General features: G+C 71.5%; 29 protein-coding genes. 14 read left to right on the top strand and 15 right to left on the bottom strand.

What is annotated here, in order from left to right; all coding sequences use genetic code 11:
- Positions 1-6 precede the first annotated feature (6 nt).
- Genes AB0J66_RS10585 through AB0J66_RS10575 form a run of 3 tightly spaced genes read right to left on the bottom strand, consistent with a single transcriptional unit; the run spans position 7 to position 3,000 of the window.
- Positions 7-1,158, bottom strand: a complete 1,152-nt coding sequence (locus tag AB0J66_RS10585; RefSeq protein WP_364658297.1) for an Mrp/NBP35 family ATP-binding protein — start codon at positions 1,156-1,158, stop codon at positions 7-9.
- Between the two features lie 25 nt (positions 1,159-1,183).
- Positions 1,184-1,726 carry a DUF1003 domain-containing protein gene (locus AB0J66_RS10580; protein ID WP_364658294.1) on the bottom strand — a complete coding sequence of 181 codons (543 nt, stop codon included), beginning with the start codon at positions 1,724-1,726 and terminating at the stop codon, positions 1,184-1,186.
- Positions 1,723-3,000, bottom strand: coding sequence for a CBS domain-containing protein (locus AB0J66_RS10575; protein ID WP_364658292.1), 1,278 nt, complete (start codon positions 2,998-3,000; stop codon positions 1,723-1,725). The genes AB0J66_RS10580 and AB0J66_RS10575 overlap by 4 nt, the downstream gene beginning before the upstream one ends.
- Positions 3,001-3,027: 27 nt before the next feature.
- On the opposite strand from AB0J66_RS10575, the gene AB0J66_RS10570 reads away from it, so the two are divergent.
- Positions 3,028-3,900, top strand: a complete 873-nt coding sequence (locus AB0J66_RS10570) for a PhzF family phenazine biosynthesis protein (protein ID WP_364658289.1) — start codon at positions 3,028-3,030, stop codon at positions 3,898-3,900.
- A 170-nt stretch (positions 3,901-4,070) separates the two neighbouring features.
- Here the strand turns inward: AB0J66_RS10570 and AB0J66_RS10565 are convergent, their stop codons facing one another.
- Together AB0J66_RS10565 and AB0J66_RS10560 are read right to left on the bottom strand one after the other, a co-directional pair.
- Positions 4,071-4,568 (bottom strand): hypothetical protein, encoded by a 498-nt coding sequence (locus tag AB0J66_RS10565; protein ID WP_364658286.1) that lies wholly within the window; start codon positions 4,566-4,568, stop codon positions 4,071-4,073.
- Between the two features lie 4 nt (positions 4,569-4,572).
- Entirely contained in the window at positions 4,573-5,283 is a 711-nt protein-coding gene (locus AB0J66_RS10560; RefSeq protein ID WP_364658284.1) for an HAD family hydrolase, read from the bottom strand.
- A 159-nt stretch (positions 5,284-5,442) separates the two neighbouring features.
- Between AB0J66_RS10560 and AB0J66_RS10555 the strand changes: the two genes are divergently transcribed.
- From AB0J66_RS10555 to AB0J66_RS10545, 3 genes are all read left to right on the top strand, one after another.
- Positions 5,443-6,336, top strand: coding sequence for a DMT family transporter (locus AB0J66_RS10555; RefSeq protein WP_364658282.1), 894 nt, complete (start codon positions 5,443-5,445; stop codon positions 6,334-6,336).
- Between the two features lie 76 nt (positions 6,337-6,412).
- Entirely contained in the window at positions 6,413-7,054 is a 642-nt protein-coding gene (locus AB0J66_RS10550; RefSeq protein ID WP_364658279.1) for a hypothetical protein, read from the top strand.
- A gap of 124 nt (positions 7,055-7,178) precedes the next feature.
- Positions 7,179-7,970, top strand: a complete 792-nt coding sequence (locus AB0J66_RS10545) for an SDR family NAD(P)-dependent oxidoreductase (protein WP_364658276.1) — start codon at positions 7,179-7,181, stop codon at positions 7,968-7,970.
- Between the two features lie 98 nt (positions 7,971-8,068).
- Here AB0J66_RS10545 and AB0J66_RS10540 read toward each other — a convergent pair whose 3' ends face one another.
- The 4 genes from AB0J66_RS10540 to trxA form a co-directional block, all read right to left on the bottom strand.
- Positions 8,069-8,515, bottom strand: a complete 447-nt coding sequence (locus AB0J66_RS10540) for a DUF4190 domain-containing protein (protein WP_364658274.1) — start codon at positions 8,513-8,515, stop codon at positions 8,069-8,071.
- A 63-nt stretch (positions 8,516-8,578) separates the two neighbouring features.
- The gene (locus AB0J66_RS10535; RefSeq protein WP_364658271.1) at positions 8,579-8,986 is read right to left on the bottom strand and encodes a CoA-binding protein; all 408 of its coding nucleotides are present in this window, start codon (positions 8,984-8,986) and stop codon (positions 8,579-8,581) included.
- A 19-nt stretch (positions 8,987-9,005) separates the two neighbouring features.
- A complete protein-coding gene (locus AB0J66_RS10530) occupies positions 9,006-10,916 on the bottom strand; it encodes an intein-containing Rv2578c family radical SAM protein (RefSeq protein ID WP_364658269.1) in 1,911 nt (636 codons plus the stop codon).
- 101 nt (positions 10,917-11,017) lie between these two features.
- A complete protein-coding gene (gene trxA / locus AB0J66_RS10525) occupies positions 11,018-11,380 on the bottom strand; it encodes a thioredoxin (RefSeq protein ID WP_364658266.1) in 363 nt (120 codons plus the stop codon).
- A gap of 390 nt (positions 11,381-11,770) precedes the next feature.
- Between trxA and AB0J66_RS10520 the strand changes: the two genes are divergently transcribed.
- The 7 genes from AB0J66_RS10520 (at position 11,771) to AB0J66_RS10490 (ending at position 16,787) form a co-directional block, all read left to right on the top strand.
- Positions 11,771-12,403, top strand: a complete 633-nt coding sequence (locus AB0J66_RS10520; RefSeq protein ID WP_364658264.1) for an RNA methyltransferase — start codon at positions 11,771-11,773, stop codon at positions 12,401-12,403.
- Between the two features lie 64 nt (positions 12,404-12,467).
- Positions 12,468-13,148 carry a DUF6758 family protein gene (locus tag AB0J66_RS10515; RefSeq protein ID WP_364658262.1) on the top strand — a complete coding sequence of 227 codons (681 nt, stop codon included), beginning with the start codon at positions 12,468-12,470 and terminating at the stop codon, positions 13,146-13,148.
- 130 nt (positions 13,149-13,278) lie between these two features.
- Complete coding sequence (locus AB0J66_RS10510; protein ID WP_166661190.1) at positions 13,279-13,437, top strand: hypothetical protein; 159 nt, start codon at positions 13,279-13,281, stop codon at positions 13,435-13,437.
- Between the two features lie 9 nt (positions 13,438-13,446).
- Positions 13,447-14,286: a PH domain-containing protein gene (locus tag AB0J66_RS10505; protein WP_364658258.1), complete on the top strand. Its 840-nt coding sequence runs from the start codon at positions 13,447-13,449 to the stop codon at positions 14,284-14,286.
- A gap of 63 nt (positions 14,287-14,349) precedes the next feature.
- A complete protein-coding gene (locus tag AB0J66_RS10500; protein WP_364658255.1) occupies positions 14,350-15,201 on the top strand; it encodes a PHP domain-containing protein in 852 nt (283 codons plus the stop codon).
- 52 nt (positions 15,202-15,253) lie between these two features.
- Positions 15,254-15,871 (top strand): MarC family protein, encoded by a 618-nt coding sequence (locus AB0J66_RS10495; RefSeq protein WP_364658252.1) that lies wholly within the window; start codon positions 15,254-15,256, stop codon positions 15,869-15,871.
- A 91-nt stretch (positions 15,872-15,962) separates the two neighbouring features.
- Positions 15,963-16,787: a PD-(D/E)XK nuclease family protein gene (locus tag AB0J66_RS10490; protein ID WP_364658692.1), complete on the top strand. Its 825-nt coding sequence runs from the start codon at positions 15,963-15,965 to the stop codon at positions 16,785-16,787.
- 475 nt (positions 16,788-17,262) lie between these two features.
- Here the strand turns inward: AB0J66_RS10490 and AB0J66_RS10485 are convergent, their stop codons facing one another.
- Entirely contained in the window at positions 17,263-18,120 is an 858-nt protein-coding gene (locus AB0J66_RS10485) for an oxygenase MpaB family protein (RefSeq protein WP_364658249.1), read from the bottom strand.
- Between the two features lie 56 nt (positions 18,121-18,176).
- Positions 18,177-18,605 (bottom strand): Fur family transcriptional regulator, encoded by a 429-nt coding sequence (locus AB0J66_RS10480; protein ID WP_364658246.1) that lies wholly within the window; start codon positions 18,603-18,605, stop codon positions 18,177-18,179.
- 164 nt (positions 18,606-18,769) lie between these two features.
- On the opposite strand from AB0J66_RS10480, the gene AB0J66_RS10475 reads away from it, so the two are divergent.
- A complete protein-coding gene (locus AB0J66_RS10475; RefSeq protein WP_364658243.1) occupies positions 18,770-19,243 on the top strand; it encodes a DUF2231 domain-containing protein in 474 nt (157 codons plus the stop codon).
- Positions 19,244-19,908: 665 nt separating this feature from the next.
- Here AB0J66_RS10475 and AB0J66_RS10470 read toward each other — a convergent pair.
- Positions 19,909-20,241, bottom strand: coding sequence for a translation initiation factor 2 (locus tag AB0J66_RS10470; protein ID WP_364658240.1), 333 nt, complete (start codon positions 20,239-20,241; stop codon positions 19,909-19,911).
- Between the two features lie 64 nt (positions 20,242-20,305).
- On the opposite strand from AB0J66_RS10470, the gene AB0J66_RS10465 reads away from it, so the two are divergent.
- Complete coding sequence (locus AB0J66_RS10465) at positions 20,306-20,482, top strand: hypothetical protein (RefSeq protein WP_179854984.1); 177 nt, start codon at positions 20,306-20,308, stop codon at positions 20,480-20,482.
- Positions 20,483-20,553: 71 nt separating this feature from the next.
- On the opposite strand, the gene AB0J66_RS10460 is transcribed toward AB0J66_RS10465, so the two are convergent.
- The 3 genes from AB0J66_RS10460 to AB0J66_RS10450 all read right to left on the bottom strand — a co-directional run bounded on the left by AB0J66_RS10460 (position 20,554) and on the right by AB0J66_RS10450 (position 23,197).
- Positions 20,554-21,216, bottom strand: a complete 663-nt coding sequence (locus tag AB0J66_RS10460) for a hypothetical protein (protein ID WP_364658237.1) — start codon at positions 21,214-21,216, stop codon at positions 20,554-20,556.
- A gap of 692 nt (positions 21,217-21,908) precedes the next feature.
- Entirely contained in the window at positions 21,909-22,268 is a 360-nt protein-coding gene (locus AB0J66_RS10455; RefSeq protein ID WP_364658234.1) for an FmdB family zinc ribbon protein, read from the bottom strand.
- A gap of 110 nt (positions 22,269-22,378) precedes the next feature.
- Complete coding sequence (locus AB0J66_RS10450) at positions 22,379-23,197, bottom strand: 5-formyltetrahydrofolate cyclo-ligase (protein WP_364658232.1); 819 nt, start codon at positions 23,195-23,197, stop codon at positions 22,379-22,381.
- 81 nt (positions 23,198-23,278) lie between these two features.
- On the opposite strand from AB0J66_RS10450, the gene AB0J66_RS10445 reads away from it, so the two are divergent.
- Positions 23,279-25,210, top strand: coding sequence for a diguanylate cyclase (locus tag AB0J66_RS10445; RefSeq protein ID WP_364658229.1), 1,932 nt, complete (start codon positions 23,279-23,281; stop codon positions 25,208-25,210).
- Positions 25,211-25,251: the final 41 nt, after the last annotated feature.

Below are 25,251 nucleotides of genomic sequence, written 5' to 3'. Positions count from 1 at the left end.
GACGCGTCAGCCCTTGCGGGCGTTGACCATGAGACCGAGGGGCTTGCCGACGAGCGAGTCCCGGCGCACGGCCAGCTTGGCCGCCACCGCGTCGAGGGCCTTGGCCGCCGGCGCCTCCGGCTCGGTCAGCACGATCGGGTCACCGGCGTCGCCCGCCTCGCGGACCCGGGTGTCCAGCGGCACCTGACCCAGCAGCGGCACCGAGGCGCCGATCGACGTGGTCAGCGAGTCGGCCACGGTCTGCCCGCCGCCCGCGCCGAAGACCTCCATGCGCGAGCCGTCCGGCAGCTCCAGCCAGGACATGTTCTCCACGACGCCGATCACCCGCTGGTGGGTTTGCAGGGCGATCGCCCCGGCCCGCTCGGCCACCTCGGCCGCGGCCGTCTGCGGGGTCGTGACGACCACGATCTCCGCGTTGGGCAGCAGCTGGGCCAGCGAGATGGCCACGTCGCCGGTGCCCGGCGGCAGGTCGAGCAGGAGAACGTCGAGGTCGCCCCAGTAGACGTCGGCCAGGAACTGCTGCAGCGCGCGGTGCAGCATCGGGCCACGCCAGACCACGGCGGCGTTGCCCGCGGTGAACATGCCGATCGAGATCACCTTCACGCCGTGCGACTGCGGCGGCATGATCATTTCTTCGACCCGGGTCGGCCGGCCCTCGACGCCGAGCATGCGCGGCACCGAGTGGCCGTAGATGTCGGCGTCGATCACGCCGACCGACAGACCCCGCTTGGCCAGGGCCGCGGCCAGGTTGACGGTCACGCTCGACTTACCGACGCCACCCTTGCCGCTCGCCACCGCGTACACCCGCGTGCGCGAGCCGGGCTGGGCGAAGGGAATGACCGGTTCCGCCGAGGCGGAACCACCGCGCAGCGTGCTCTGCAGCGCCTTGCGCTGCTCCTCGGTCATCACACCGAAGTCGATGCTCACCGAGGAAATGCCGGGGATCTTCGTCAGGGCGGCGGTGATGTCGTTGTTGAGCTTGTCGCGCAGCGGGCAGCCGGCCACGGTGAGCAGCAACTCGACGTTGACCGAGCCGTCGGCGACAGTGAAGCCCTTGACCATGCCGAGGTCGGTGATCGGGCGTCGGATCTCGGGGTCGTCGACGGTGGCCAGCGCGGCCTGGATCGCGTCCTCGATGGTGGAGGCGGGAGCGGACATGGACGCAATGCTACGTCGCTGTTTACTAGTGCTCCGCCTCCCACTCCTTGCGATCGTCCTCCCACTCCTGACGGGCCCGCTTGTCCCGCCGGTGCGCCGCCTCGTCCAGCTCGTCGGCCAGCCGGGCCAGCTCCGAGCGGAGGAAGTCGCGGGTGGCGACCTCGCCCAGCGCGATCCGCAGTGAGGCGATCTCCCGGGTCAGATATTCGGTGTCGGCCTTCTGCAGCGCGGCCCGCCGCCGGTCCTCCTCCATGGCCAGGCGGTCCCGGTCGGTCTGCCTGTTCTGCGCGAGCAGGATCAGCGGCGCCGCGTAGGAGGCCTGCAACGACAGGATCAGGGTCAGGAACGTGAACGTGTACGGGTCGAAGCGCAGCTTCTCCGGGGCCAGCGTGTTCCACAGGAACCAGCCGGCGATGACCAACGTCATCCACACGATGAACTGGGCCGTGCCCATGTACCGGGCGATGCTCTCCGACCACCGGCCGAACGCCTCCGGGTTGAACCGGGGCAGCCGCACCCGGCCCGGCTCGATCGGCTGGTCCAGGCGGTCCCGCCGCGGCTCGGTCACAGCGTGACCTCGTCCGCGCTCAGGTTGTCGCGCTCGCGCCAGTCACGCGGCAGCGAGTGGTCGAGCACATCGTCCACGGTCACCGCCCCGACCAGCCGGTGCGTCGAGTCGATCACCGGCATCGCCACCAGGTCGTACGTCGCCATCCGCTTGATGATCTCGGCCAGCGGCGCCTCGGGGCGCAGCGGCTCGATGTCGTTGTCCACGATGCCGCCCAGGAGCGAGGCCGGCGGCTCCCGCAGCAGCCGCTGGAAGTGCACCATGCCCAGATATTTTCCGCTCGGCGTGGCCGACGGGGCCCGGGCCACGAAGACCTGCGCCGCGACCACGGGGGACAGCTCGGGCTCGCGGATGCGGGCCAGCGCCTCGGCCACGGTGGTGTCCGGGGTGAGGATCACCGGCTCCGAGGTCATCACGCTGCCCGCGGTGCCCGGGCGGTAGTTCATCAGCTGCCGGACCGGGGCCGCCTCGTCCGGCTCCATCAGGTCGAGCAGCACGGTCTGCTCGGCCTTGGGCAGCTCGCCGAGCAGGTCGGCCGCGTCGTCCGGATCCATGCGCTCCAACACGTCGGCCGCGCGCTCGCGGTCGAGGCGGACCAGGATCTCCACCTGATCGTGCTCGGGCAGCTCCTCCAGCACGTCGGCCAGCGTGCGGTCGCTCAGCGCGGCGGCCACCTCGTTGCGGCGGGCGTCCGGCAGGTCCTGCAGGGCGTTGGCCATGTCGGCCGGGCGCATCTGCTCCAGCAGCGCCAGCAGGTTGGAGGTGCCCTGGGTGTCGGTCGGGCCGACCAGGCCGCGCACCCGCTCGTACTCGGCCTGGAAGACGTGGCCGCGCCGGGCCAGCCGGCCGGTGTGCTCGCGCACGGCGACCCGGGTGACCAGCCACTCGTTGTTGCGGTTGAGATCCATGCCGATGTCCACGACCGTGCCCGGCGTGCCGTCGCCTTCGCCGTGCTCGGGCACCACGACCACCCGGCGGTCGAGCAGATCCTCGATGACCAGCAGCTCGTTGGGGCGCTTCTCGAACCGGCGCAGGTTGAGCACCCCGCTCGCCAGCACCACGTTCTCGGCGTCCATCGACGTCACCCGCCCGATCGGCAGGAAGATCCGCCGGCGCAGCGCCATCTCCGCCACCAGCCCCACGACCTGCGGCGGCCGGGTCGTGGTACGCAGCCGGACCACCCCGTCCCGCACCCGCCCGACCCGGTCCCCGTTGGGGTCGAACACGGGCAGACCGGCGAGACGGGCCACATAAACCCTCGTCCCCATGGTCACGTCCTCAGCCTAGGTTAGGGTCCGGACATGTCAGGAGTGGCGTACGAGATCGTCGACGTATTCACTGATCGGCCGTTCGCGGGTAATCCACTCGCTGTGGTCTACGGCGCGCAGGATCTCGCCGCGGAACAGATGCATACCCTCGCCCGCGAGTTCAACCTCGCCGAAACCGTCTTCGTCCTACCCCCGGACGACCCCGCCGCCACCTATCGTGTGCGGATCTTCACTCCCGAGTCCGAGATCCCGTTCGCGGGTCACCCGAGCGTGGGCGCCGCGGTCACCTCGATGCGCCGCGGCCTCTTCCCGGCCGGCGAGGTCGTCCAGGAGTGCGGCGCCGGTCTGCTGCCGATCACGGTGACGTCGCACGGCTCGGCCACCCTTACCGGCGGCGCCCCGCGGCTGGGCCCGGTCTTCGACGTGGAGCCGCTTCTGCGGATCACCGGCCTGACGGCCGAGGACCATTCAGGTGCTGCCCCACGTCTCGCTTCGTGCGGGCTGGACTGGGTGATCCTGCCGGTACGCCGGGAAGCGCTGGCCCAAATCAAGATCGATCCTCGCGCGGCCGACCAGCACGGCATCACCGACCTCAGCGTCGTCGCCTGGGACCCGGAGACCTCGGAGGCGCACTCCCGCGTCTTCATCCCGGGCGGCGCCGTTCCGGAGGACCCGGCCACCGGCTCGGCCGCCCTGGCCCTGGGCGTCTGGCTGGTCGACGCCGGCCTGCTGCCCGGCACGGGCACGTCGTCCTATCGCGTCCACCAGGGCATCGAGATGAAACGCCCGTCCCGCCTGGAGTGCACGGTCACCGCCACCGACGGCGCAGCCACGTCCGCCACCGTGGCCGGCCACGTCTGGCCCGTGGCCGCCGGCCAGATCATGGTGCCGCCCTTCGTCGGTTAGTGCCGTTTTCACGAACGTTCACCGGGTTGGTTGCGTCCGGGCGGTGCGGTGCACCACCGGACCGGCACTAGCCTCACGCCTCCTAGGCATGCGGCTAGTGTGCCACGGCTGTCAGACCCGGCGAACGCTGGTGGCCACCGCATTGGCGCTTGCGGTCCCGCTTTCGCCGGTCAGCGCTTGCGGACTCTGTGCAGCCGGAACGGGCGGCTCACTTCGATCCGGGCCGGCGTCTCGCGAGGCGGCGCCGCGCCCGAGTCCTCGGGCAGGTCGGGCCGGCTCACCGGCGGCTGGTCGGCCGCCGGGGTCAGCCGGACGACCGCGCACCCCGTCTCGGCCCAGCGGGCCACCACCTGCTCGGCCGTGCCCGAGGCGTTGAGCCGCTTGACCGCCAGCTGCGGCGCCACCGTCTCCCACTCCTCGCTGCCCGCGGCCAGCCGCGTCACCGTGGCCTCGGTGACCAGGATCAGGCCGCCGTTGTCGCCGCGCAGGCGCACGGTGGCCCGGGTCGCCTCGGCCAGGCCGGGGGCGTACTGCTCGCCGGGCCCGCTGACCACGATCAGCGTGCCCTCCAGCGGCAGGCACCACAGGGCCAGCGCCGGCCTGTCCCCGACGGAGATCCAGGCCAGCGCGGCCTTCTTCAAAGCCTCGTCGAGCAGCGGAGACGTCACCGCGTCATCTTAGAGCGGGTTCGCCGACGCGGGCCTGGTCGACCAGGCCGACGATCTCGGTGAGGGAGCGGACGGTCCGGCCGGCGAAGTTCGTGTCGGCGTCGAAGGTCAGGTGATCGCCGAGGTCGGGGGCGGCCAGCCGTACGGGCGTCATGCCGACCGCCGCCGCGCCGGTCAGTTCGTGGCTGCCGCCGTCGCCCACGTACAGGCATTCGCCGGGCTGGACGCCGAGCTCCTCGCAGGCGGCGAGGTAGATCCGCGGGTCGGGCTTGCAGACGCCGAGGCGTACCGAATAGATCTTGGCGTCGAGCAGCGGGGCCACCGGGAGGCCGGGCAGGAACGCCGGGAGCTCATGTGTGCAGTCACTGATCAATGCGGTGGACAGACCGCGGCGCTTGATGGCGGCGAGGGCGGCCACCGCGTCGTCCCGCAGCCGGGTGTCGGCCTTGAGGGCGTTGATCCGGGCGGGCACGCCGGCTCGCACCTGAGCTGTCCGGGGGCGGCCGCCGGCCTGCTCGATGACCCACCGTAGGGTGGCTTCGGCGGAGCCGTACCGGCCCCGGGCCCGGGCCCGGAACGTCCGGTCCAGCACCCCGCGGACCGCTTCCGGATCGGCGCCGAGAGCCCGGGCGATCTCGGCGTGCTGAGGTCCGCGCTGGACCGAGCGGGTGAGGGTGCCGAAAAAGTCAAACACGACCGCACGGTATGCGGGCATGGTAAATCAGCCTCCCGGGCATCAGGGGTTCAAAAGGGGTCATGCGAAACCTCGGTGACTGTAACGAGAGCATCACTCTCTGCTCAATAGGCATCGATGAACTGTGGTGCACGCATCCGCAAGAAGCGACGGCCGGGGATGAATAAGCGTTCATTGCGCGTGAACGGGTCAGTTGTCGCATTGGTGGTCGCCGTCCTCGCCGTCTCCTCCTCGGCGCCCCTGATCGCCTTCGCCGCCGCGCCCGCCCTGGCCATCGCCTTCTGGCGGAACTTCCTGGCCACGGTCGCGCTGACGCCCATCACGTACGGGCCCCGGCGGGCCGAGATCCGGGGCGCGTCCCGGCCCGCGGTGATCTTCGGCGTGCTGGCCGGGGTCGCCCTGGCCGCCCACTTCGCCACCTGGATGCCGAGCGTGCAGCTGGGGTCGGTGGCCACCGCGACCGCCCTGGTGGCGACCCAGCCGGTCTGGCAGGGCCTGATCGCGCTGGCCCAGGGTCGCCGCCCGTCCGCGGCCGGCTGGGCCGGGATCGTGCTGGCGGTGGCCGGCGCCGCCTGGGCCACCGGCGCCGACGTGGGTGTCTCGGGTCAGGCGGTGCTGGCCGACGTGCTGGCCGTGTTCGGCGCGATCTTCGCCGCCGCCTACACCGCGCTCGGCGAACGGGCCCGCGCCACGTTGAGCACCACCACGTACACCTGGATCTGCTACGGCGTCTGCGCCGTCCTGCTCCTGATCGTCTGCCTGGTCGGCGGGGTCCGGCTGGCCGGCTACGACGGCCGGACCTGGGCCGCGATCCTCGCCCTGGTGGCCGGGGCCCAGCTGCTCGGCCACTCGATGTTCAACTACGCCCTGCAGCACACCTCGGCCACCACCGTCAGCGTGCTGATCCTGCTCGAGGTGCCCGGGGCCGCTCTACTCGCCTGGCTGTGGCTCGGCCAGGCGCCGCGACCGGCCGCCCTGCCCGGTCTGGCCCTGCTCCTGCTCGGGGTGGCGGTGACCATCCTCGGCGCCACCCGGGCCACCCGTCCGGTGGTTGACCCCGCTTTGACCGACTAAAGACGGTTTCGTTCGTTGAGCCCAGCGGGTCACGCCTGGCGGGCAGTGCCGGGCCGGGGTAGAGAGGGGGAATGCGATGCACCGCGCTCGATTCCTGGTCGGACTGGTCGCGACTCTCGGGGCGATCCTCGTGATCGGCGGATGCGGCGATCAGCCGGCGGAGCCGCCCGCCGACCGGCCGGGCCTGACCGGCGGCTGGAGCACGGCCGGCTGCGAGTTCCACCGGCGGCCCGAGCAGGTGGCGGTCTCCGGCCTGCTCATGCCGGCCACCCCGGCCAAGCTGGAAGCCGCGATGGATCGCATCGACCGCGGCGGGCGCGGCGAGTTCGCCGACAGCTACGCCGGGCTCGAGGTCGACCAGGAGCTGGTCCGGGCCATCGTCTACCGGGTCCCGTCGGCCGCCTTCGACCAGTTCATCCGGCGCGCCGCCGAGGACTCCTGCATCGTCGTCCGCGACGCCGACCACTCCGCGACCGACCTGGCCTTCTGGCACGACCGGGTGCTGGCCGACATCCAGTTCTGGACCCACCGGGGCATCCGGCTGGTCTCGATCGGCGCCCGCCACGACGGCGCCGGCATCGAGATCGGCACCCGGGACCTCGAACGGGCCCGCCTCGAGCTGCCCGCCCGCTACGGCGCCCGGGCCCCGCTGCTGTTCGTCGAGGAAGGCCCGATCCGGCCCCTGCCGGTCCAGTCGGCGACCCCGCGCGCCGACTGAACCGGACTCGGAGTGCGCCACGGGCCGTCGATGTTTGCTCTGGGTGAGGGGAGCGGGCAGGATCGCCGCATGGTCCGGCGCGGCCGCGCGGGGTTTCCTCAGGTCTGGCGAGGTGGGTATCGACGTGGAAGCGACGGAACCGGAAGAGGCGCCGGTCACGCTGCGGTTGGACGGGAAGGTCGCCCTGGTCACCGGGGCCGGCAGCCCGGACGGGATCGGCTATGCGACGGCCCGGCGGCTCCGCGACCTCGGGGCCCGGGTGGCGATCGTGTCGACCACGCGGCGTATTCATGAGCGGGCGGGCGAGCTGGGTGTGACCGGGTTCGTGGCCGACCTGACCGACGAGGCCGAGGTGGGCGCGCTCGCCGACGCCATCAGCGACCAGCTCGGCGACGTCGAGGTCCTGGTCAACAACGCCGGCCTGGCGAGCCGGGCCAGTCCCGAAGTGCTGCGGCCGGTGGCCCAGCTGACCTACGACGAGTGGAAATCCGAGATCGACCGGAACCTGAGCACGGCGTTCCTGTGCAGCCGGGCCTTCCAGGGCGGCATGGCCGAGCGCGGCTGGGGCCGGATCGTGAACCTTGCGGCGACCGCCGGGCCGGTCAACGCGCTGCCGACCGAGGCGGCCTACGCGGCGGCCAAGGCGGGCGTGGTCGGCCTGACCCGGGCGCTGGCGATGGAGCTGGTGGCCGACGGGGTGAACGTCAACTGCGTGGCCCCGGGAACGATCTACACGGCGGCCTCCACCGTCACCGAGATCAAGCAGGGGCTGGGGACGCCGATCGGGCGGCCGGGCGCCCCGGACGAGGTGGCGGCGGCGATCGCCTTCCTGTGCTCGCCGGCCGCGTCCTACATCACGGGGCAGATGCTCGTGGTGGACGGCGGCAACAGCGTGCGCGAGGCCCAGTTCCGCTAGCCCTGTCCAACCACCCCGCCGCCGCCCTTGATCTGACTGAAGGCTGTGCTGACCGGTCTTTGTGCGCGGTAGGCGCGCACAAAGACCGGCCCGGCGGATCACGGCGAAGTGGAGCCCGAGTTGACGGCGACGGCGATGATGATCACGTAGCCGATGCAGACCAGCAGGCCCAGGGCCGTGAAGATGTAACCCAGCCACAGACCCGCGGTGGCCAGGCCCTCGCCCTGCTCACCGGTCTGGCGGATCTGCTTCTTGGCGATGTGGCCCAGTACGATCGCGGCCGGCGAGAAGACGAACGCGAACACGAGGGCCAGGATCGCCATCGTGTTCGTGCTGGTCACCGGCTGGTAGGGCGCGCCGTAACCCGGCTGGGCGCCGTACGGCTGGCCGTAGCCGGGCTGCCCGCTGTAGGGCTGGCCGCTGTAGGGCTGATCGCTGGGCGGCTGCGCCCCGTACGGCTGGCCGCTCGTCGGGTCGTACGGCTGCTGCCCGTAGGGCTGTTGTGGCTGGTATGGATCCGGTGTTCCGCCGGATGGATAGGTCATCAAGGCCTCCTCGTTCCCCGGGCACGGTACTAGCCCGGGTACAGGGAGAACACGGTAGGTGACCTATTGCAGCCGGGTGAGCTGGCCGACCGCGCGCTCGACGGCCAGGCAACGGTCCTCGACGTAGTCGATGCCCGCCTCCTCGGCCAGACGACGGCCCTCGGCCGAGACGATGCCGCTCTGCAGCCACACGGCCGGCGCCTTGATCGCGATCGCCTGGCGCACCACGTCGAGGGCGTCGTAGGAGGGCCGGAAGACGTCGACCAGGTCGATCGGCTCGTCGATGTCGGCCAGCGTGGGCACCGCCTTGATCCCGAAGATCTCATCGGCGTACGGGTTGACGGGGATGATCCGCCAGCCGTGACGCAGCATCTGCAGCGGCACGGAGTGAGAAGGCTTCCACGGATCGCGGGAGGCGCCGACCACCGCGATGACTGCGGCCCCGGCCAGGATCTCTTGTGCGCTTCTCATGCCCTCGACTGTAGTGCGCTCAGATCAGCGTCAGCTGCTGTGACGACTCCACCGCCTTCTCCGGGATCGCGCGGGCCTCGCCCGGCCCGGCCCGGTGCAGGCCGTGGCGCCGGGCGGCCATCCGCACCCGGGCGACGACCTCGTGCTGGTAGGACTGCGGCGAGTACGAGCCGTTGCCGTACAGCTCGCGGTAGCGCGGGGCGAGCTCCGGATGCGTGCTGGTCAGCCACGACGCGTACCACTCGCGGGCGCCCGGCCGCAGATGCAGCGGGAGTGGCGTGACACTGGTGGCCCCGGCGGCGGCGATGGCCGCGACGGTCTCGTCGATCGACTCGTCGGTGTCGGTGAGGCCGGGGAGGATCGGCGCCATCAGCACACCGATCGAGAAGCCGGCGTCGGTGAGCCGGCGGACCGCGTCGAGCCGCCGCCGCGGGCTGGGCGTGCCCGACTCGACCGCGCGCCAGACCCGCTCGTCGACGAACCCGACCGAGAACGACAGGCCGACCCGGGTCACCTCGGCCGCCTGCTTCAGCAGCTCGAGATCGCGCAGGATCAGCGTGCCCTTGGTCAGGATCGAGAACGGGTTGGCGTGGTCGCGCAGCGCGGTCAGGATCTCCGGCATCAGCTTGTAGCGGCCCTCGGCGCGCTGGTAGACGTCCACGTTGGTGCCCATGGCGATCGGGGCGCCGGACCATCGCGGAGCGGCCAGCTCGCGGCGGATCACCTCGCCCGCGTTCACCTTGACGACGATCTTGGTGTCGAAGTCGTGGCCGGTGTCGAGGTCGAGGTAGCTGTGCGTGTGCCGGGCGAAGCAGTTGTGGCTGACCACCCCGTCGGCGATGAAGTCGCCGGTGCCGGTGGAGATGTCGAACAGCGGCAGGGTGAGGCCGAGCTCCTCGATGTCGACCACGGCGAGCTGCCGGCCGGCCCGCACGCCCACCCCGGACGCGTCCAGCGGCGCCCCGTCGGCGCCGGTGAGATGCCGGAAGCGCAGCGCGGACCAGAGGTCACGGTCGAGCTCGACGACGCCGTTGCCGCGGGCCGGGCCACGGCTGGGCAGACCGAGATGGGTCAGCGCCTCGGTCACCCGGCTCAGGAACTGCCGGTCGCCGCTGGTGAAGGTGATCGCCAGCCGGTCGGCCCGGCCGACCGAGCCGAACGCGCCGGCCAGGAAGCCCCTGTACCACCCGTTCGTGGGCAGCTCGGGCCAGCGCAGCGCCTCGTGCAGCGGGACGTCCTCCAGATAGCGCTCGGCCCGCTCCCGCGATTTGTCGAGCCCGGCCGCGTCCCCGCGGACCAGTCCGCACAGGAAGCCGGCCTGGTAGTCGTGGCTCTCTTTGGGCGGCTCGGCGAACCGGCCGACGCCGAACATCAGGTCGCCCACGGCGAGCGCGGGCTGGTGGGCCTCGGCCGGGCGTACGAACCGCCAGCCGCGCCGGGTCAGGAAGCGATGGTCGCCGCTGGAGACCAGACGGGTGCCGTCGGCCAGGGTGACCCTGAAGGCCGGCTTGGTGGTCGACCAGTGGTCGCGGACGGTGGTCGGCACATACCGCCGGCAGGCGCCGGCGCCCATCGTGCCCATGATGGCGTCGCCCCGCTGGAGCTCGGCCAGCGGCCGGGTGCTCCCGTCGGCCATCAGGATGGGAGTGTCACCCGACAGGCAGTACGCGCAGGCGTGCGAGCACCCGCGGTACGGATTGATCGTCCACTCGAACGGCACACGGGACGCTCCGGGAACGCGGTTGATCAGGCTTTTCGCCTGGACCTCGTAGAACGTCATGCCGGCGAAGCCCGGGGTGTCGAAGGTGCGGACGGTAGAGCCGGGCAGCGCCAGCGGCAGGGGTGGGGCCACCGGCGCTGCCCTGTCCAGGAGCGAGCCGCCGTCAGAGCTGGCTTTGGAGTGCGCCGCCGACAGGTTGGACCATCGCATGGCGGCTATTCGAACACGCGTTCGATCACGTTGTCCAGTCGAACACGCGTATCAAAAAAGCCCCGCCGGCCGAATGGCCGGCGGGGCTTTCGAAGATCAGATCAGTGGCTGTGCGCGGCGAGCTGCTGGCGCACCTCGTCCATGTCCAGCTTCTCGACCTGCTCGATCAGGTTCTCCAGGGCCGACTCGGGGAGCGCCCCGGGCTGCGAGAAGACGATGACGCCGTCGCGGACGGCCATGATCGTCGGGATCGAGCGGATGTCGAACTTCGCGGCGAGCGCCTGCTCGGCCTCGGTGTCGACCTTGCCGAAGGTGATGTTCTCGTGCTTCTCCGAGGACCGCTCGTAGGTCGGAGCGAAGCGGACGCACGGCCCACACCAGCTCGCCCAGAAGTCGACCAGGACGATCCCGTCCTTGCTGGTCATCTCGTCGAAGTTCTCAGCGGTCAGCGCAACCGTCGCCATGTTGTCTCCGTCCACGGGAAATTGGCTTTCGTGCGGTGAAACCCATCCGTCCCCCTCGCCATTCCCGCCTCGGCGCCGGATGACACGTGGTCTACAGCACGAATTCAGAACACGGGGTGGGCCGTAGGCTACCCATCGTAACGAGAGGTGAGGGGCACGCTGCGCTTAACGAGACAACTCACAGCGCCCGATTCGCCCCAGGTTCACATAGTTGAATCTTGCCCACCGTAATAGGAAATAAAGTTAAATGTGAGCTGGGTCACACCTGAGCTTTCTTCACATCGATACGGACGGTAAGGCAGACTGGCCCCACCAAAGCGTGGGCGGCGGGTGCCGGGGAGGGCCCCGCCGCTCATTGCGTCTCCCGGCGGGTCGGTAGGTTGTCGGCCCATGATGATCGGTGAGGACGAGTCCGCCGAGGTGGGTGTCGGCCCCTGGCCCGGCGAGTGGCCAACCGACGCCCGGTACGACCCGGAGCTGCTGGCCAACGGGGATCGCCGCAACGTCGTCGACCGTTACCGCTACTGGCGCCGGGAAGCCGTCGTGAAAGATCTGGACACCCGCCGGCACGGCTTCCATGTCGCGATCGAGAACTGGCAGCACGACTTCAACATCGGCACCGTGGTCCGCAACGCCAACGCCTTCCTCGCCGCCGAGGTGCACATCGTGGGGTTACGCCGATGGAACCGCCGCGGCGCCATGGTCACCGATCGTTACCAGCACGTGCGCCATCACCCCACGATCGAGGAGTTCGTGGCCTGGGCGGCCGAGCGCGGCCTGCCGGTGATCGGGATCGACAACCTCCCCGGCTCGCGGCCGATGGAGACCACGACGCTGCCCCGGCAGTGCGTGCTGCTCTTCGGCCAGGAGGGTCCAGGTCTTTCCGAGGCCGCGCGGGCGGCCTGCGCCCAGCTCTTCTCCATCGCCCAGTACGGATCGACGCGCTCGATCAACGCGGGAGTCGCCAGTGGCATCGCGATGCACGCGTGGATTCGCGCCCACGCGGGACCCCCGCCCGGGTGAATCTTGCGGATACGTCCGGGTTCTGCGGATCCGCTTGACGGCGGCTCGTACGAGCCGCACGGTAGTGGATGTGGGTGTCACGGTGAGTTGCCCCAGGTGTGGCGCACAGGTCCGCAAGCCGGACCTGATGCACAGTGACTGGCGCTGTGACAACTGCGGCGACGTGCCGCCCTTCCATGTCGCCGAGCACATCAACGCCGACATCGTCGACAGCATGCTGCGCCGTCAGGCCTCGACGCCGGAGAAGGTGCCGTTCTGGTGCCCGTGGCCGTTGCCGGCGGGCTGGATGGTCACGGGCGTCGGCTGGGCGGGCGACGACCGGCGGGGCGTGCGGGCCACCGCGATCGCCTGCAGCGGCCCGGAGCCGCTGGCCGGCGGGCCGGCCGACGTCATGCTGATCGCCGAGCAGCCGGGCGTCGGGCTCGGCACCAGATTCGCCGGGATTCCGGGCATCGACCCGGGATATCTGATCGCCGAGGCGCTCGCCGACCCGAGTGGCCACCCTGGACCGCACGCCAAGGTTAAAGCGGCCGGGCACCCCACTCCACTGTGGTGCGTCAAGTCCCCGGAAGATCGAAGCGCGTACGTGAGTGAGGCGAAAGGAATGTGGCTCTATGCGGTAGCGTGGCCCGCAAGCGCGGGCTACTTCCTCGCGGAGCACGTCGTCCTGCACGATCTCTCCGAAGGGGTGCCGCCCGAGCTGGTGTACGGAGCGCCGTCCCCGTGTCTGCAGGGCAAGGCCTGAAACTTGGGTGCTGACCTGCGGAGACGGTATCGGCTTTTCGGGCACATTGTTCACACGGAGCGACGAAACTGATACCGTCAGTACTGCCGCGGCGCTGACCGTCACCCGCACCCACAGGAGAAGGCCCGCCATGATCAAGAAGGTTCTGACCTGGCTTGGTATCGCGTTCTTGATCTTTTTCATCGCCTTCAACCCGAACTCGGCCGCCTCGGTCTTCGAGTCACTCGGAGGCACGATCGCCGATATTGCCCGGGGCTTCGGCACGTTCTTTACGAACCTCGTCGCTTAGCATCACCACATGGGTGGTCCTGCTGAACCGCGCGAGCCTCGAGGCGAGGGTGCAGGGCGCCCTCCGGAGGACGACGAGAACTACGGGTACAACGACCCGGCGTTCGACGACGCGTCCGCGTACTCGAGGCGCCGAACCTATTCGGACGGTCCTGGCTACTCGCCGGACGCCGGCTACAGCCCCAGCGCGGGCTACGCCAGCGACGGCGACCCCGGCGACGAGTACGAGCCGCCCATTTTCACCGAGGAGGAGCTCGAGGGTCTCGGGCCCGAGGGCGGCGGCGGCCCCCGGCGGGTCCTGCCCCTCGAGGACGAACCGACCACTCTGGTCGCGCGCTACCTCTTCCCCACCGAGCGCTACCGCGGCGAGTGGAAGAGACATTGGATCCATCTCTCGGCCCCGCTCGGCATCGGGGCCGGCGCGACCCTCGCCCTGGGCTACCTGGCCGGCTTCCTGACCCGGCAGAACATCAACGGCCTGGTCACCGCGGCCGTGCTGATCTGGCTCGGCGTGATCAGCTGGGTCGCCTGGAAGGTCTTCGACTGGTACTTCGACCGGTTCATCCTGACCAACAAGCGGGTCATGGTGGTCAACGGCATCATCACCCGCCGGGTGGCCATGATGCCGCTGCTGAGGGTCACCGACATGAAGTACGAGCAGTCTGCCCTCGGCCGCATGCTCAGCTACGGCACCTTCGTGCTCGAGTCGGCCGGCCAGGATCAGGCGCTGCGCGAGGTCAAACACCTGCCCAACCCCAACGAGCTCTATCTGCGGGTCGTCGAGGAGATGTACGAGCCGCAGGCCGTCGAAGCGCGACTCGGCAAGGACAGCGAAGGCGACGACGCCTAGCTGTGACGCAAGGATCGGGCTGTCGGCGGGCCGCCCGCGACACCGGGCCGGTAGCGTTCTCAGGTGACCCGAATCGACCTGCACTGCCATTCGACCGCCAGCGACGGCACTCTGACCCCCGCTGAGCTGGTCCGGGCGGGGGCGGCGGCCGGTCTCGACGTCATGGCGATCACCGACCACGACACCACCGGGGGCTGGGTGGCAGCGGCGGCCGCCCGGCCGGAGGGCCTCCAGCTCGTCCGCGGGGCCGAGCTGTCCTGCCGCTGGCACGGGGCCGAACCGCCGATCGCTCTGCACATGCTCGCGTACCTCTTCGACCCGGACGAGCCCCGCCTGGCCGGTGACCTGGCCCGGCTGCGCACCGACCGCGAGCAGCGGGCCGAGAAGATCGTGAACAGGCTGGCGGCCGACGGTGTGCCCATCACCTGGGACGAGGTGCACGGCTACGCGGCCGGCGGCTCGGTCGGTCGCCCGCACATCGCCCAGGCGCTGATCCGGGCCGGGCTCGTGCGGACCACAACCGAGGCGTTCCATTCGCAGTGGCTGGGCGCGCGTTATTTCGTACCGAAGGCGGACCTTGACGTTTTCGAGGCCGTGCGGGCGGTGCGGGCGGCCGGTGGGGTGACCGTCTTCGCCCACCCACGGGCCACAGTCCGGGGCCGCGTGGTCCCCGACCGGCTGATCGTGCAGCTGGCCGAGGCCGGATTGTTCGGGCTCGAGGCCGATCACGAGGACCACTCGCCCGAGGAGCGCGCCCACGTGCGGGCCCTCGCCGAGGACCTCGGCCTGGTCGTGACGGGATCGTCCGACTTCCACGGCACCCACAAGACGGTCCGGCTGGGTGCCTTCCTGACGGCACCTTCGGCGTACGAGAAGATCGCGTCCGCCGCCACCGGAGTGCCTGTGCTGGGGTGACGCTGACCGCATGGAACTGCGGGGCGGCGCTCCGGACCCCTACCTTGTTCGGGTGAATCTCAAGTTCCTCGGCGAGGTCTTCGTGACCCTCTTGGTGATCGTCGACCCACCCGGCATGGTGCCGGTCTTCCTCGCGCTGACCGGCACGATGGCGGCCCGGGACAGGGTCCGGGCCGGGACCCAGGCCGTCCTGCTCGCGCTCGGCGTGATCGTCGGCTTCGCGGTGGCCGGGCAGACCCTGCTCGACTACCTCCACGTGCAACTTCCGGCCCTGCAGGGCGCCGGTGGTCTGCTCCTCGTGCTGGTCGCGCTGCAGCTGCTCACCGGCAAGACCGACGAGCCCGCCGAACAGGGCGGCACCAGCAACGTGGCGCTGGTCCCCCTCGGCACGCCGCTGCTGGCCGGGCCGGGCGCGATCGTCGCCACCATGCTGTTCGTGCAGCGTGCGGAGGGCTTCGACGAATACCTGGTGATCGCCATCGGCATCCTGCTCGTCATGATCACCGTCTGGGTCGTGCTCCGGTTCTCCGGCGTTATCGTCAAGCTGCTGCGCCCGGCCGGCATCGAGGTCCTGACCCGCATCGCCGGTCTGCTGCTGGCCGCGATCGCGGTGCAGCTGATCGCCGACGCGGTCGCGGCCTTCGTGGAGATGTACGCCGCCGCGTTCTGACTCGGTATCTGTCGTACCGGGCTGGCAGGATTGCTCCGTGCCTCCCACCAGATCCCGTGCCGGCGTCCCCGAGCAGCTCGGCTTCGACGGCATGCCCGAGCGGCTCTTCGTGTGCACCCCGAGCAAGCTGGGCACCTATGTCGACTGCCCCCGGCGGTACAAGTACTCGTATGTCGAGCGCCCCAGCCCGCCCAAGGGCCCGCCGTGGGCGCACAACTCGCTGGGCGCCAGCGTCCACACCGCGCTGAAGAACTGGTACGGCCTGCCACCCGGCCAGCGGGAGCCGAGCGTGCTGCCCAGGCTCCTCAAGAGCACCTGGGTCCGCGAGGGCTACCGCGACGTCGACCAGGAGAGGGCGGCCTACCGCGCGGCGCTGGGCTGGCTCGAGACTTATGTGGCCGGCCTCGACCCGCAGGACGAACCGCTCGGCGTCGAGCGCACGGTGGCCGCCAAGACGGCCGTCCTCGCCCTGAACGGCCGCGCCGACCGCATCGACTCGCGCCCCGGCCCCAACGGCCCCGAGGCCGTGATCGTCGACTACAAGACCGGCCGCACCGGCTCCGACGCCGACGACGCCCGCGGCTCGCTGGCCCTCGCCCTCTACGCCTACGCGGCCCAGCGCGTCTTCCGCCGCCCGAGCTACCGCGTCGAGCTGCACCACCTGCCCACCGGCACGGTCGCCGCCCACGAGCACACCGAGGAGTCCCTGGCCCGCCAGCTCCGCCGCGCCGAGGACACCGCCCGCGACATCATGGCCGCCGAACGAGCCGTCGCCGCCGGCGCCGACCCCGACACCGAGTTCCCCACCACCCCCGGACCCCTGTGCGGCTGGTGCGACTTCCGCAAAATCTGCCCCGCCGGCTCCGAGATGCCCGCCAAGGAGCCGTGGGCCGCCGTCGCCCACCTCACCCCTTGACCAGCCCTTCAGCCCACCAGCCGGCGACTCTCCGTCCCCGGCTTCCCGACCCTCGGCCCCGGCCCTCAGCTCGCGACCTTGCCTGGCCCGCGGCCCGGCAATCTGGCCCTGGGCCCGGGCCCTCAGCTCTCGGCTTCGCCTCGGCCCGCGGCCCGGCAACGTGGCCCTGGGCCCGGGCCCTCAGCTCGGCTTCGCCTCGGCCCGCGGCCCGGCAACCTGGCCCTGGGCCCGGGCCCTCAGCTTGGCTTCGCCTCGGCCCGCGGCCCGGCAACCTGGCCCTGGGCCCCCGCCCTCAGCTCGGCTTCGCCTCGGCCCCCGGCCCGGCAACCTGGCCCTGGGCCCGGGCCCTCAGCTCTCGACCTTGCCTGGCCCGCGGCCCGGCAACCTGGCCTTCGAGCCCAGCTTTCGACCCTTCCCCCCGGACCCATAGCCCCCTCCACCCCCATCGGGAGCGGGGTGGCGGGCGAGGGGGTGATCAGGCGGCGGCGGTTTGGGTTCGGGCCAGGGCGGCCTGGCGCATGGAGCTGTCGCGGTAGCGGCGGGGGAGGGTGGCCAGGACGGTGGACATGAGCAGGCGCAGGCCGCGGATGGAGAGGTCGGCTGTCATGTCGGTGGTGGGCCAGCCGGGGGCGCCGTAAAGACGGCGGGCCCAGGGCGGGAGCAGGGCGGCGGCGGTGGTGGCGATGCCGAGATAGGCCCAGCGGGCCGGGCCCAGGGTCAGGCCCAGGCGGAGAGCGCGTGGACCCCAGGTGTCGGGAACGGGCGGGACCGTCAGGAAGAGGGCGGTCTCGGCGGTGTCCTTGGTCATGCCCAGTTCGGGGCGGACAGCCTCGTAGTAGGCGGCCACCTCGGCCGCGGTGGACGGCACGGTGGACGGGTCCAGGCCGACCAGCTCGGCGGCCTTGAGCTGCTCGGTGTAGTAGCGGTCGACCTCGTCCGCGGTCAGTCGCAGACCGGCGCGGGTGGCCGTGGTCAGGAACGACTCGACCTCGGTCACGTGGACCCAGCGGAGCAGGTCGGGCTCGTCGATACGGAACGTCTCACCCGTGGCCGGGTCGACCGCGGTCATCTTCGAGTGCAGGCGGCGCAGGCGGCTGGAGGCCAGCTCGACCTCGTCCGTGCTGCCGTAGATCACCGTGGCCACATAGGCCGACGTACGGCTGAGACGGCCCCACGGGTCGGCCCGGTAGCCCGAGTTCTGGGCGACGCCCGCGACGGCGCGCGGGTGCAGCGCCTGCAGATAAAGCGAGCGGAGACCGCCGAGCATCAGGATCGGCTCGCGGTGCAGCTTCCAGGTGACCGAATCCGGTCCGAACAGCCCGACATCGCTCATGACATCCAGACTGCCACGGCGCCCGGCGAAAGTTGAACCTGTTCAGATATCGAAATTCAGGCCTCGTCGGCGTGCTGTCGCTGGCAGGCCGGGCACAAACCCCAGAACGTCACCTCGGCCTCATCCAGCTGGAAGCCGTGGTTGTGGGCCGGGGTGAGGCACGGCCGCTCGTCCACCACGCAGTCGACGTCGGCGATCTCGCCGCAGCCCCGGCAGACGATGTGGTGGTGGTTGTCGCCGACCCGGGCCTCGTAGCGGGCCGGGCTGCCGGCCGGTTCCAGACGGCGGGCCAGGCCGGCCCGGGAGAGGGCGCCGAGCACGTCGTAGATCGCCTGGGTCGACACCGAGTCGAGGCGGACCCGGGCTTGCGCGGCGATCTGCTCGACGTCAAGGTGGCCGCCGCCTGTGAGGATCTCCAGCACGGCGAGGCGCGGCTTGGTGACCCGGAGGCCGTGCTCACGCAGCAGGTCTTCACCCTTAGGCATCGGTCAATGACAGCACGGTTAGGGGTGATTCCCCAACAGTTGTGCCCCGAAAGACCTGCGGAGAGGTGAACCGTGGCGGGTCAAAGGGTGTAAGCGGACTCGAGGAAGTTTGCGTCGTCAGATACTTCTAAGCTGGCGGCCGACCAGTTCCATGAGGAGGCTTCGTGTTCGACCAGATCAACGGCCTGCCGGTGCATGCGCTCGTCCTGCATGCCGCGGTGGTGTTCGTTCCGCTGCTGGCCCTCGCGGCCGTCGTCTACGCGCTGGTGCCGCGGTGGCGTCCCAAGCTGGGCTGGGCGCTGGCGCTGCTCGCGGTGGCCGCCCCGGTCGCGACGTTCGTGGCGAAGGAGTCGGGCACCGAGCTCTACAACCGCCTGATCGGCCAGGGCATGAGCGGCCCCGGCAAGGAAATCCTGGACGACCACATGGGCTTCGGCACCCGCACGTTCTGGTTCACCCTGGCCCTTGGCGTGGCCAGCCTCGTCCTGGTCGCCCTCACCTGGCGCCGCACCGGCCGCCTCCCCTTGATCGGCGAGGCCGCCGGCGCCGTGGTTCTGGTCGTCCTGGCCGTGATCTCCGGCTACTACGTCTACAAGACCGGCGATTCAGGCGCCACCGCAGTCTGGGGCACCTACTAACCGCAGTCTGGGGCACCTACTAACCGCAGTCTGGGGCACCTACTAAAAGCGGCACACCCGCTAAAAGCGGCACACCCGAAGCGCCGGGTGGTGGCACCAGCCACCGCCCGGCGCTTCGGGTGTGCCCAGCACACCGAGCCGGGCTGAGACCGCGTCAGCCCCGCGAGGGCACCACGCCCAGCGCGCCCCTCTGCGAGGGCGCCGTGCCGAGGGCCGCGTGACCGTACGAGAGCGCGAGCCGACTGCCGCCCGCCGGGTGGCGCCCCCGTCGCGCCGGCTGGAGGCGGGCCCAGGGGGGTGGTGGTGGCGCCGGGCCGGATGGTGGCAGGCCCAGGGCGGTGGTGCCGGGCCGGATGGTGGCGGGCCCAGGGCGGTGGTGCCGGGCCGGATGGTGGCGGGCCCAGGGCGGTGGTGCCGGGCCGGATGGTCGCGGCCCAGGGCGGTGGTGCCGGGCCGGATGGTCGCGGCCCAGGGCGGTGGTGCCGGGCCCGATGGTCGCGGGCCCAGGGGTGGGGGTGCCGGGCCCGGGTCATGGCGGGCCCAGGGGTTGTGGTGCCGGACCGGCTGATGGCTTCCCGGCGGGTGCTGGTGCCGTGACGGCGGGGGTGCTGCGCCACGCCGGGTCGGGGGTGGGGTGGCGCGTCGAGTAGGGCGGGGCGGGTGGGTCAGAAGATGGCTCGGGCGCAGAGTAGACAGATGAGGATCAGGGCGATGGCGCCCGCGACCAGGCCGACGCCGTAGGTGAGGGTGCGGGCTGAGCTCTCGGACTCGTCCAGGGCGTCCATGTCCTGGCCGGGCATGGCGCGTGGGGGTGGGGGCTGGGAGATCGTGGGCGGGCGCCAGTTGCCCGACGGGGGTGCGGGCTTCGGCGGACCGGGATAGCTCGGCTCCGGCTTCGGGGTGGGCTCGGCAGGGTCAGGGGACGGACCGGGCACGGGAGAGTCAGGATCCGGTCGCTGCCAGTAAGAGTCGTCCGGGACGCCGGTGGGGCTGCTCACGTTCACCGACGGTACAGCCGAAGGGGGAAGACTTCCGCAGCGGCGCGGGCCTACCCTCTTAGGCGTGGACATCCTGGATGAGCCCGAGCGCGACTTGGACGGCGAACGCGAGGTCGATTTCGAGTCCGAGGAGGCGCCCGTCCTCCCCGATCAGACCCGGGACGACACCGAGCGCGGCTGGGGCGAACGCTCCTCCGACAACGACGAGCGCCTGCTCGAGGACCGCCCGCCCCACTGGTGAGCGCGCGGCCGGCACGGCTGGGCGCACGACGTACGGCTTCGCGACCCGAGACCCGACTCGGCCGGCACAGGTCAGCCGGGGCGGATGAGGACGGCGAAGCCGTGGTTCGGTGTGGCCACCGCATGCTCGGCCTCGGTCGGCGGCAGGGCCAGCAGCAGGCCGCCGGTAGTGGGGTCGGACGCCCCGGTCACGGTGAGGACCAGCGCGGCGGCCGCGACCGAGGTCGTGGCGCCCTTGTCGTCGACCCGTAGCAGGTCGACCCGGTTGCCCGGCTTCACCAGCGCGAGCGCTGTGGGGTCGGCCAGGCGGATGGGAACGCCGACGGTGCCGGAGGGCACGACGGCGTTGCCAGGCCCCGCGGCGTTGTCTGGCCGCGCGGCGCTGCCCGGCCTCGCGGCAGCGGAGTCTCCCGGCGGGTCAACGGCGGAGTCGGCCGGCGGGAGCGTGGCTGAGCCGTTCGGCGTCGCTGGAGTGCCGTCGGCTGGGAAGGCCCCGGAGGCGGACGGGCGCACGACAACTGTGTCCGTGGCGGGCTCACACGCCTCCGGGGGTGACCACGACAGCAGGGCGGCGAGGCTCAGCAAGGCCGCGACCGCTGCGAGGCGGAACAGCGTGCCGCGGGCCGGCCGGCGGCGCCGCACGGGATCCAGGCGCCCTTCGCCGCTGTCGCGGCCGGCTTGCCCGTGCGGTGGGGGAAGTGCCTTCCCGAGCCGGGACATGCTCGGTCTGGCCATCGTCCTGCTCCCTCTCGCTCGCCCTGGCGTCGTGGTCCGGCGCCGAGGCGAACGTTAGGCGGGCGGGGAGATCGCCCGCTCCGAGCCTGTGGACAGCGCGCGAATGTGGATAACCGGCGCGGTCACAGGTGATTTTGGTAGCGGTCCCGCCCCGCGACGGGTCACCGCCGGGACCGCCTGAACGCGCTGATCGAGACGCGACGCGGCCCGGGGTAGGGGCCGGGTGCGAAGGCAAGGTGCGCGGTGGGGAAGGCGCGGGCCGCGAAGACAGGGTGCGCGGTGGGGAAGGCGCGGGCCGCGAAAGACGAGGTGCGCCTCAGGAGGGCCCGGGCGTGAGGACGGGGTACGCCTGGTCGGCGCGGGGTGCGGGGCGCGGGGTGCGGGGCGCGGAGAGTCGATGAGCCCGGGGACTCCAGGAGCGCGCGGACGCAGAGCGCGGGCGATAGGGAGGGGTAGCCGCCAGCGGACGCAGAGGGCGGACGGGAAGGCGGCTGCTCGTGGACGCGACCGGACGCGCGTACGCGGGGCGCGGACCGGCGGGAAGGGCGGCTACTCGCGGACGCGGGGGCGCGGACCGGCCGGGCAGGGTGGTTGTTCGTGGGCGCACGGACGCGGGGTGCGGGTGGGCAGAGTGGCCGCTCGTAGGCGCGCGGGAATCGCGCCGGGGGTGCCGGCGCGATTCGGGGTTGGCGTCAGGAAGCGGCGGGGGCCTTCGTGCTCGACGAAGAGGACGACGAGGTGGTCGAGCTGCTGCTAGATGACGACGTCGAGGTGGTCGAGCTGGAGGACGAGTCGCTCGAGGTGGAGCTTGACGTGTCCGGCTTCTTGGTGGCGTCGCCGTTGGTGGAGGCGGACTTCTCGGCGCTCACGCTGCCGGAGCGGGAGTCGTTCCGGTAGAAGCCCGAACCCTTGAAGACGACGCCGACGGAGCTGAAGACCTTGCGGAGTTTGCCCTGGCAGTTCGGGCACTCGGTCAGCGCCGGGTCGGAGAACGACTGCACGGCCTCGAGCTGGTGGCCGCATTCGGTGCAGGCGTACTGGTAGGTAGGCACGGCTCCTCCGGATCTTTCGGCTGTTGGCACTCGCCAACTCCGAGTGCCAATGTTGCGCCATCGGAGGTCATTTCGTCCACTCGAACGGCAGGTTGAGCGTTGGGCGGACATCACGTCGGGGCCAGGAATAGCCCACCGTGCGGCGTGAGGGCCCCGTGCACGGGCCGATCATGTGGCTCCGCCGGCACCTCGTCCAGCAGCTCACCGTCGTGGAGCAGGGCCAGGACCAGCGGCGTTCGCGCGCCAAGGGGGGCGCTTGCGGGAGAGGTGTGGTCGGCGGAGGAAGGGCTGCTTGGCGGAGGGGCGCTGGGCGGAGGGGCGCTGGGCGGAGGGGTGCTGGACGGAGGGGTGCTGGGCGGAGGGGTGCTGGGCGGAGGGGTGCTGGACGGAGGGGTGCTGGGCGGAGGGGTGCTGGGCGGAGGGGCGCTGGACGGAGGGGCGCTGGGCGGCGGGAGGACGGCGAGGCGGCTCAGAACCCGGTCGTAGGAGCCGCCGCCGCGGCCCATGCGGAAGCCGTGGCGGTCGACGGCCAGGGCTGGGACCAGGACGAGGTCGGCCGAGAGGATGGCGTCGACGCCCAGGCGCGGGCCGGGGGGCTCCAGCAGGCCTCGAGGGCCGGGGACGGTCGTGCCTTCGTACGGGGCCCAGTCCAGGTCGTTGTCGGGGCGCAGCACGGGCAGCAGGACGCGGCCGTGGGCGGCCAGTGAAGCGACCAGGCCGGGGCCCCCGGGCTCGGCGCCGACGGGGACGTACGCGGCAATTGTGGTCGCCCGCTGAACCCGTACCGCCTCAAGCACTTGATCTTGAAGTTGGGCGGCCGCTGCGGCGAGGGCTGAGGGTGACATCTGACGCCTTGCCGTGAGCAGATGACTGCGGAGCGCGATCTTGCGGCGTCTCGTTTTTTCCGCGGCACCGGTTAAATCGGGCATGCAACACCCCCTTTTTAAAAGCGGCAAACGGTGCACACTATGTCAGCATCGCTCCAAAGAGGGCCACTCCCGGGAGGATGCGTGACGCTACGTGGCCGGCTCACCACGGCCTTTTTGGTGGTCGTGCTCGGTCCGGTCCTGCTCGGGTCCATCTTCGTCGCCCTGACCGTCACCACGGTGAGCCGGGACCGGACGACCGAGCGGCTCGATCGGGCCGCGACCACCGTCAGTACCAGCATTTCCGCTGCTTGCCGCCAGCTCCAGGCGGCGGCCGACGCGGTGGCGGTGGTGCCCGCGAATGACCGATCCGCGGTGGCGGGCCAGCTGATCGCGCGCGGCCTGGCCACCGGCATCGAGGTCAGCGCGCGAGAACGCCACGACGACTGGCGGAGCTGCGCCACCCCGTCCGAGGGGCCGGCCACCACCATCTCGGCCGCGGCGGTCGCCCGCGACACCACCATCACCGCAGCTCAGACCGTCGATGACGCGTTCCTGGGCCGGCTCAGTGCCGTCAGCGGGGCCCGGGTGAGCCTGACCGGCGACGGTGAAGGGCAGGTCCGGCGGATCGTTCCCGAGCCCGGGCAACCGCTGGCGATCACGCTCACCGTGCCGGCGTACAGGCCGACCTTCCTGTACGCCGTACTCCCCGCCGTCGTCCTGGCCGCGGCCCTGGCCGCCGTCCTGGTCGCCCGCTGGCTCGCCCGCACCACCACCCGGCCCCTGGGCGACCTGGCCTGGGCCGCCGGCCGGGTGGCGGACGGCGATCTCGACACCCGCGTGCCGATCCTGCGGCCGGACGAGCTGGGCCGGCTGGCGGCCACCTTCAACCGCATGACCCGCGAGTTGCAGGCGTACGTCCAGGCCCTGACCGCCAGCCGCGACCAGCTCCGCGGCCATCTGGCCATCCTCGGCGAGACCCTCTCCAGCACCCACGACCTGCAGCGCATCCTCCAGGTCATCCTGCGGACCGCGCTCGCCGCCACCGGCGCCCGGGCCGGCCTCGTGCTGCTGATCGACCCGGTGAAGGGTGAGCTGGTCGCGCAGTGCGGCGTCGGGCTGACCGGGAACTGGGACGTGCCCGACGCCGACCTGCCCCAGCGGCGGCTGACCGTCGGCCACGGGGTGCTCGGCGGGGTGGCGGCCAGCGGTGAATGGCGGCGGGGGCACGGCGAGATCGCCACCTCCGAGCCGCCGTGCCGGACGTACGTGGCCGTGCCGATCTGCGCGCCGGTCGAGGACGGCGACGAACCCGAGACCCTCGGGGTCCTGGCCCTTTACGACCGGGTCGGCGGCGACCGCTTCGACGACGCCGACCTGCGGACCCTGCGGACGTTCGCCGGTCAGGCCGGGGTGGCGGTGCACAACGTGCGGATGCACGAGGAGGCGCAGCGGCTCTCGCTGACCGACCCCCTCACCGGGTTGTGGAATTACCGTTACCTGCGGGAATCGTTGCGCCGGGAGGTGGAGCGGGCGAGCCGGTTCGGGCGGATGCTCACGGTGCTCGTGCTCGACCTGGACCACTTCAAGGACGTGAACGACACGTACGGGCACGCGGCCGGTGACGCCGTGCTGGCCGAGTTCGCCCGGCGTATCCGGGTCGGGCTGCGCGAGGTCGACGTGGCGTTCCGGCAGGGCGGTGAGGAGTTCGTGGTGCTGCTGCCGGAGACCGACGCGTACGGCGGGGCGATCGTGGCCGAGCGGCTCGGCGCCGCCGTACGGGACCGACCGGTGCCGATCGACCCGCTGCGCCCCGACCACCTGGGCATCCCGGTGACCGTGTCGATCGGCGTCGCCGTCTACCCGGAACACGGTGGTGACGCGCGGCAAGTGCTGGCCGCCGCCGACACCGCGCTCTACGCGGCGAAGCGGGCCGGGCGTGACACGTACCGCCTGGCCGAGCCCGAAGATGTGATCAATTCGCAAGTTTCCCCAGCCATACCCGAAGGAAACTTGGATACCGAGGCCGCCGTCCCGACCGGGCCACGACCGCCCGGGCAGGCACGCGGCCGTTAGTCTCGCTGCAGAGCACGGACTCGATACTGAAGGTGCGGTGA

The sequence above is a fragment of the Actinoplanes sp. NPDC049598 genome (genome assembly GCF_040675435.1).
In the GTDB taxonomy this organism is placed as follows: domain Bacteria; phylum Actinomycetota; class Actinomycetes; order Mycobacteriales; family Micromonosporaceae; genus Actinoplanes.
This window is presented reverse-complemented; position numbering and strand designations above follow the sequence as displayed.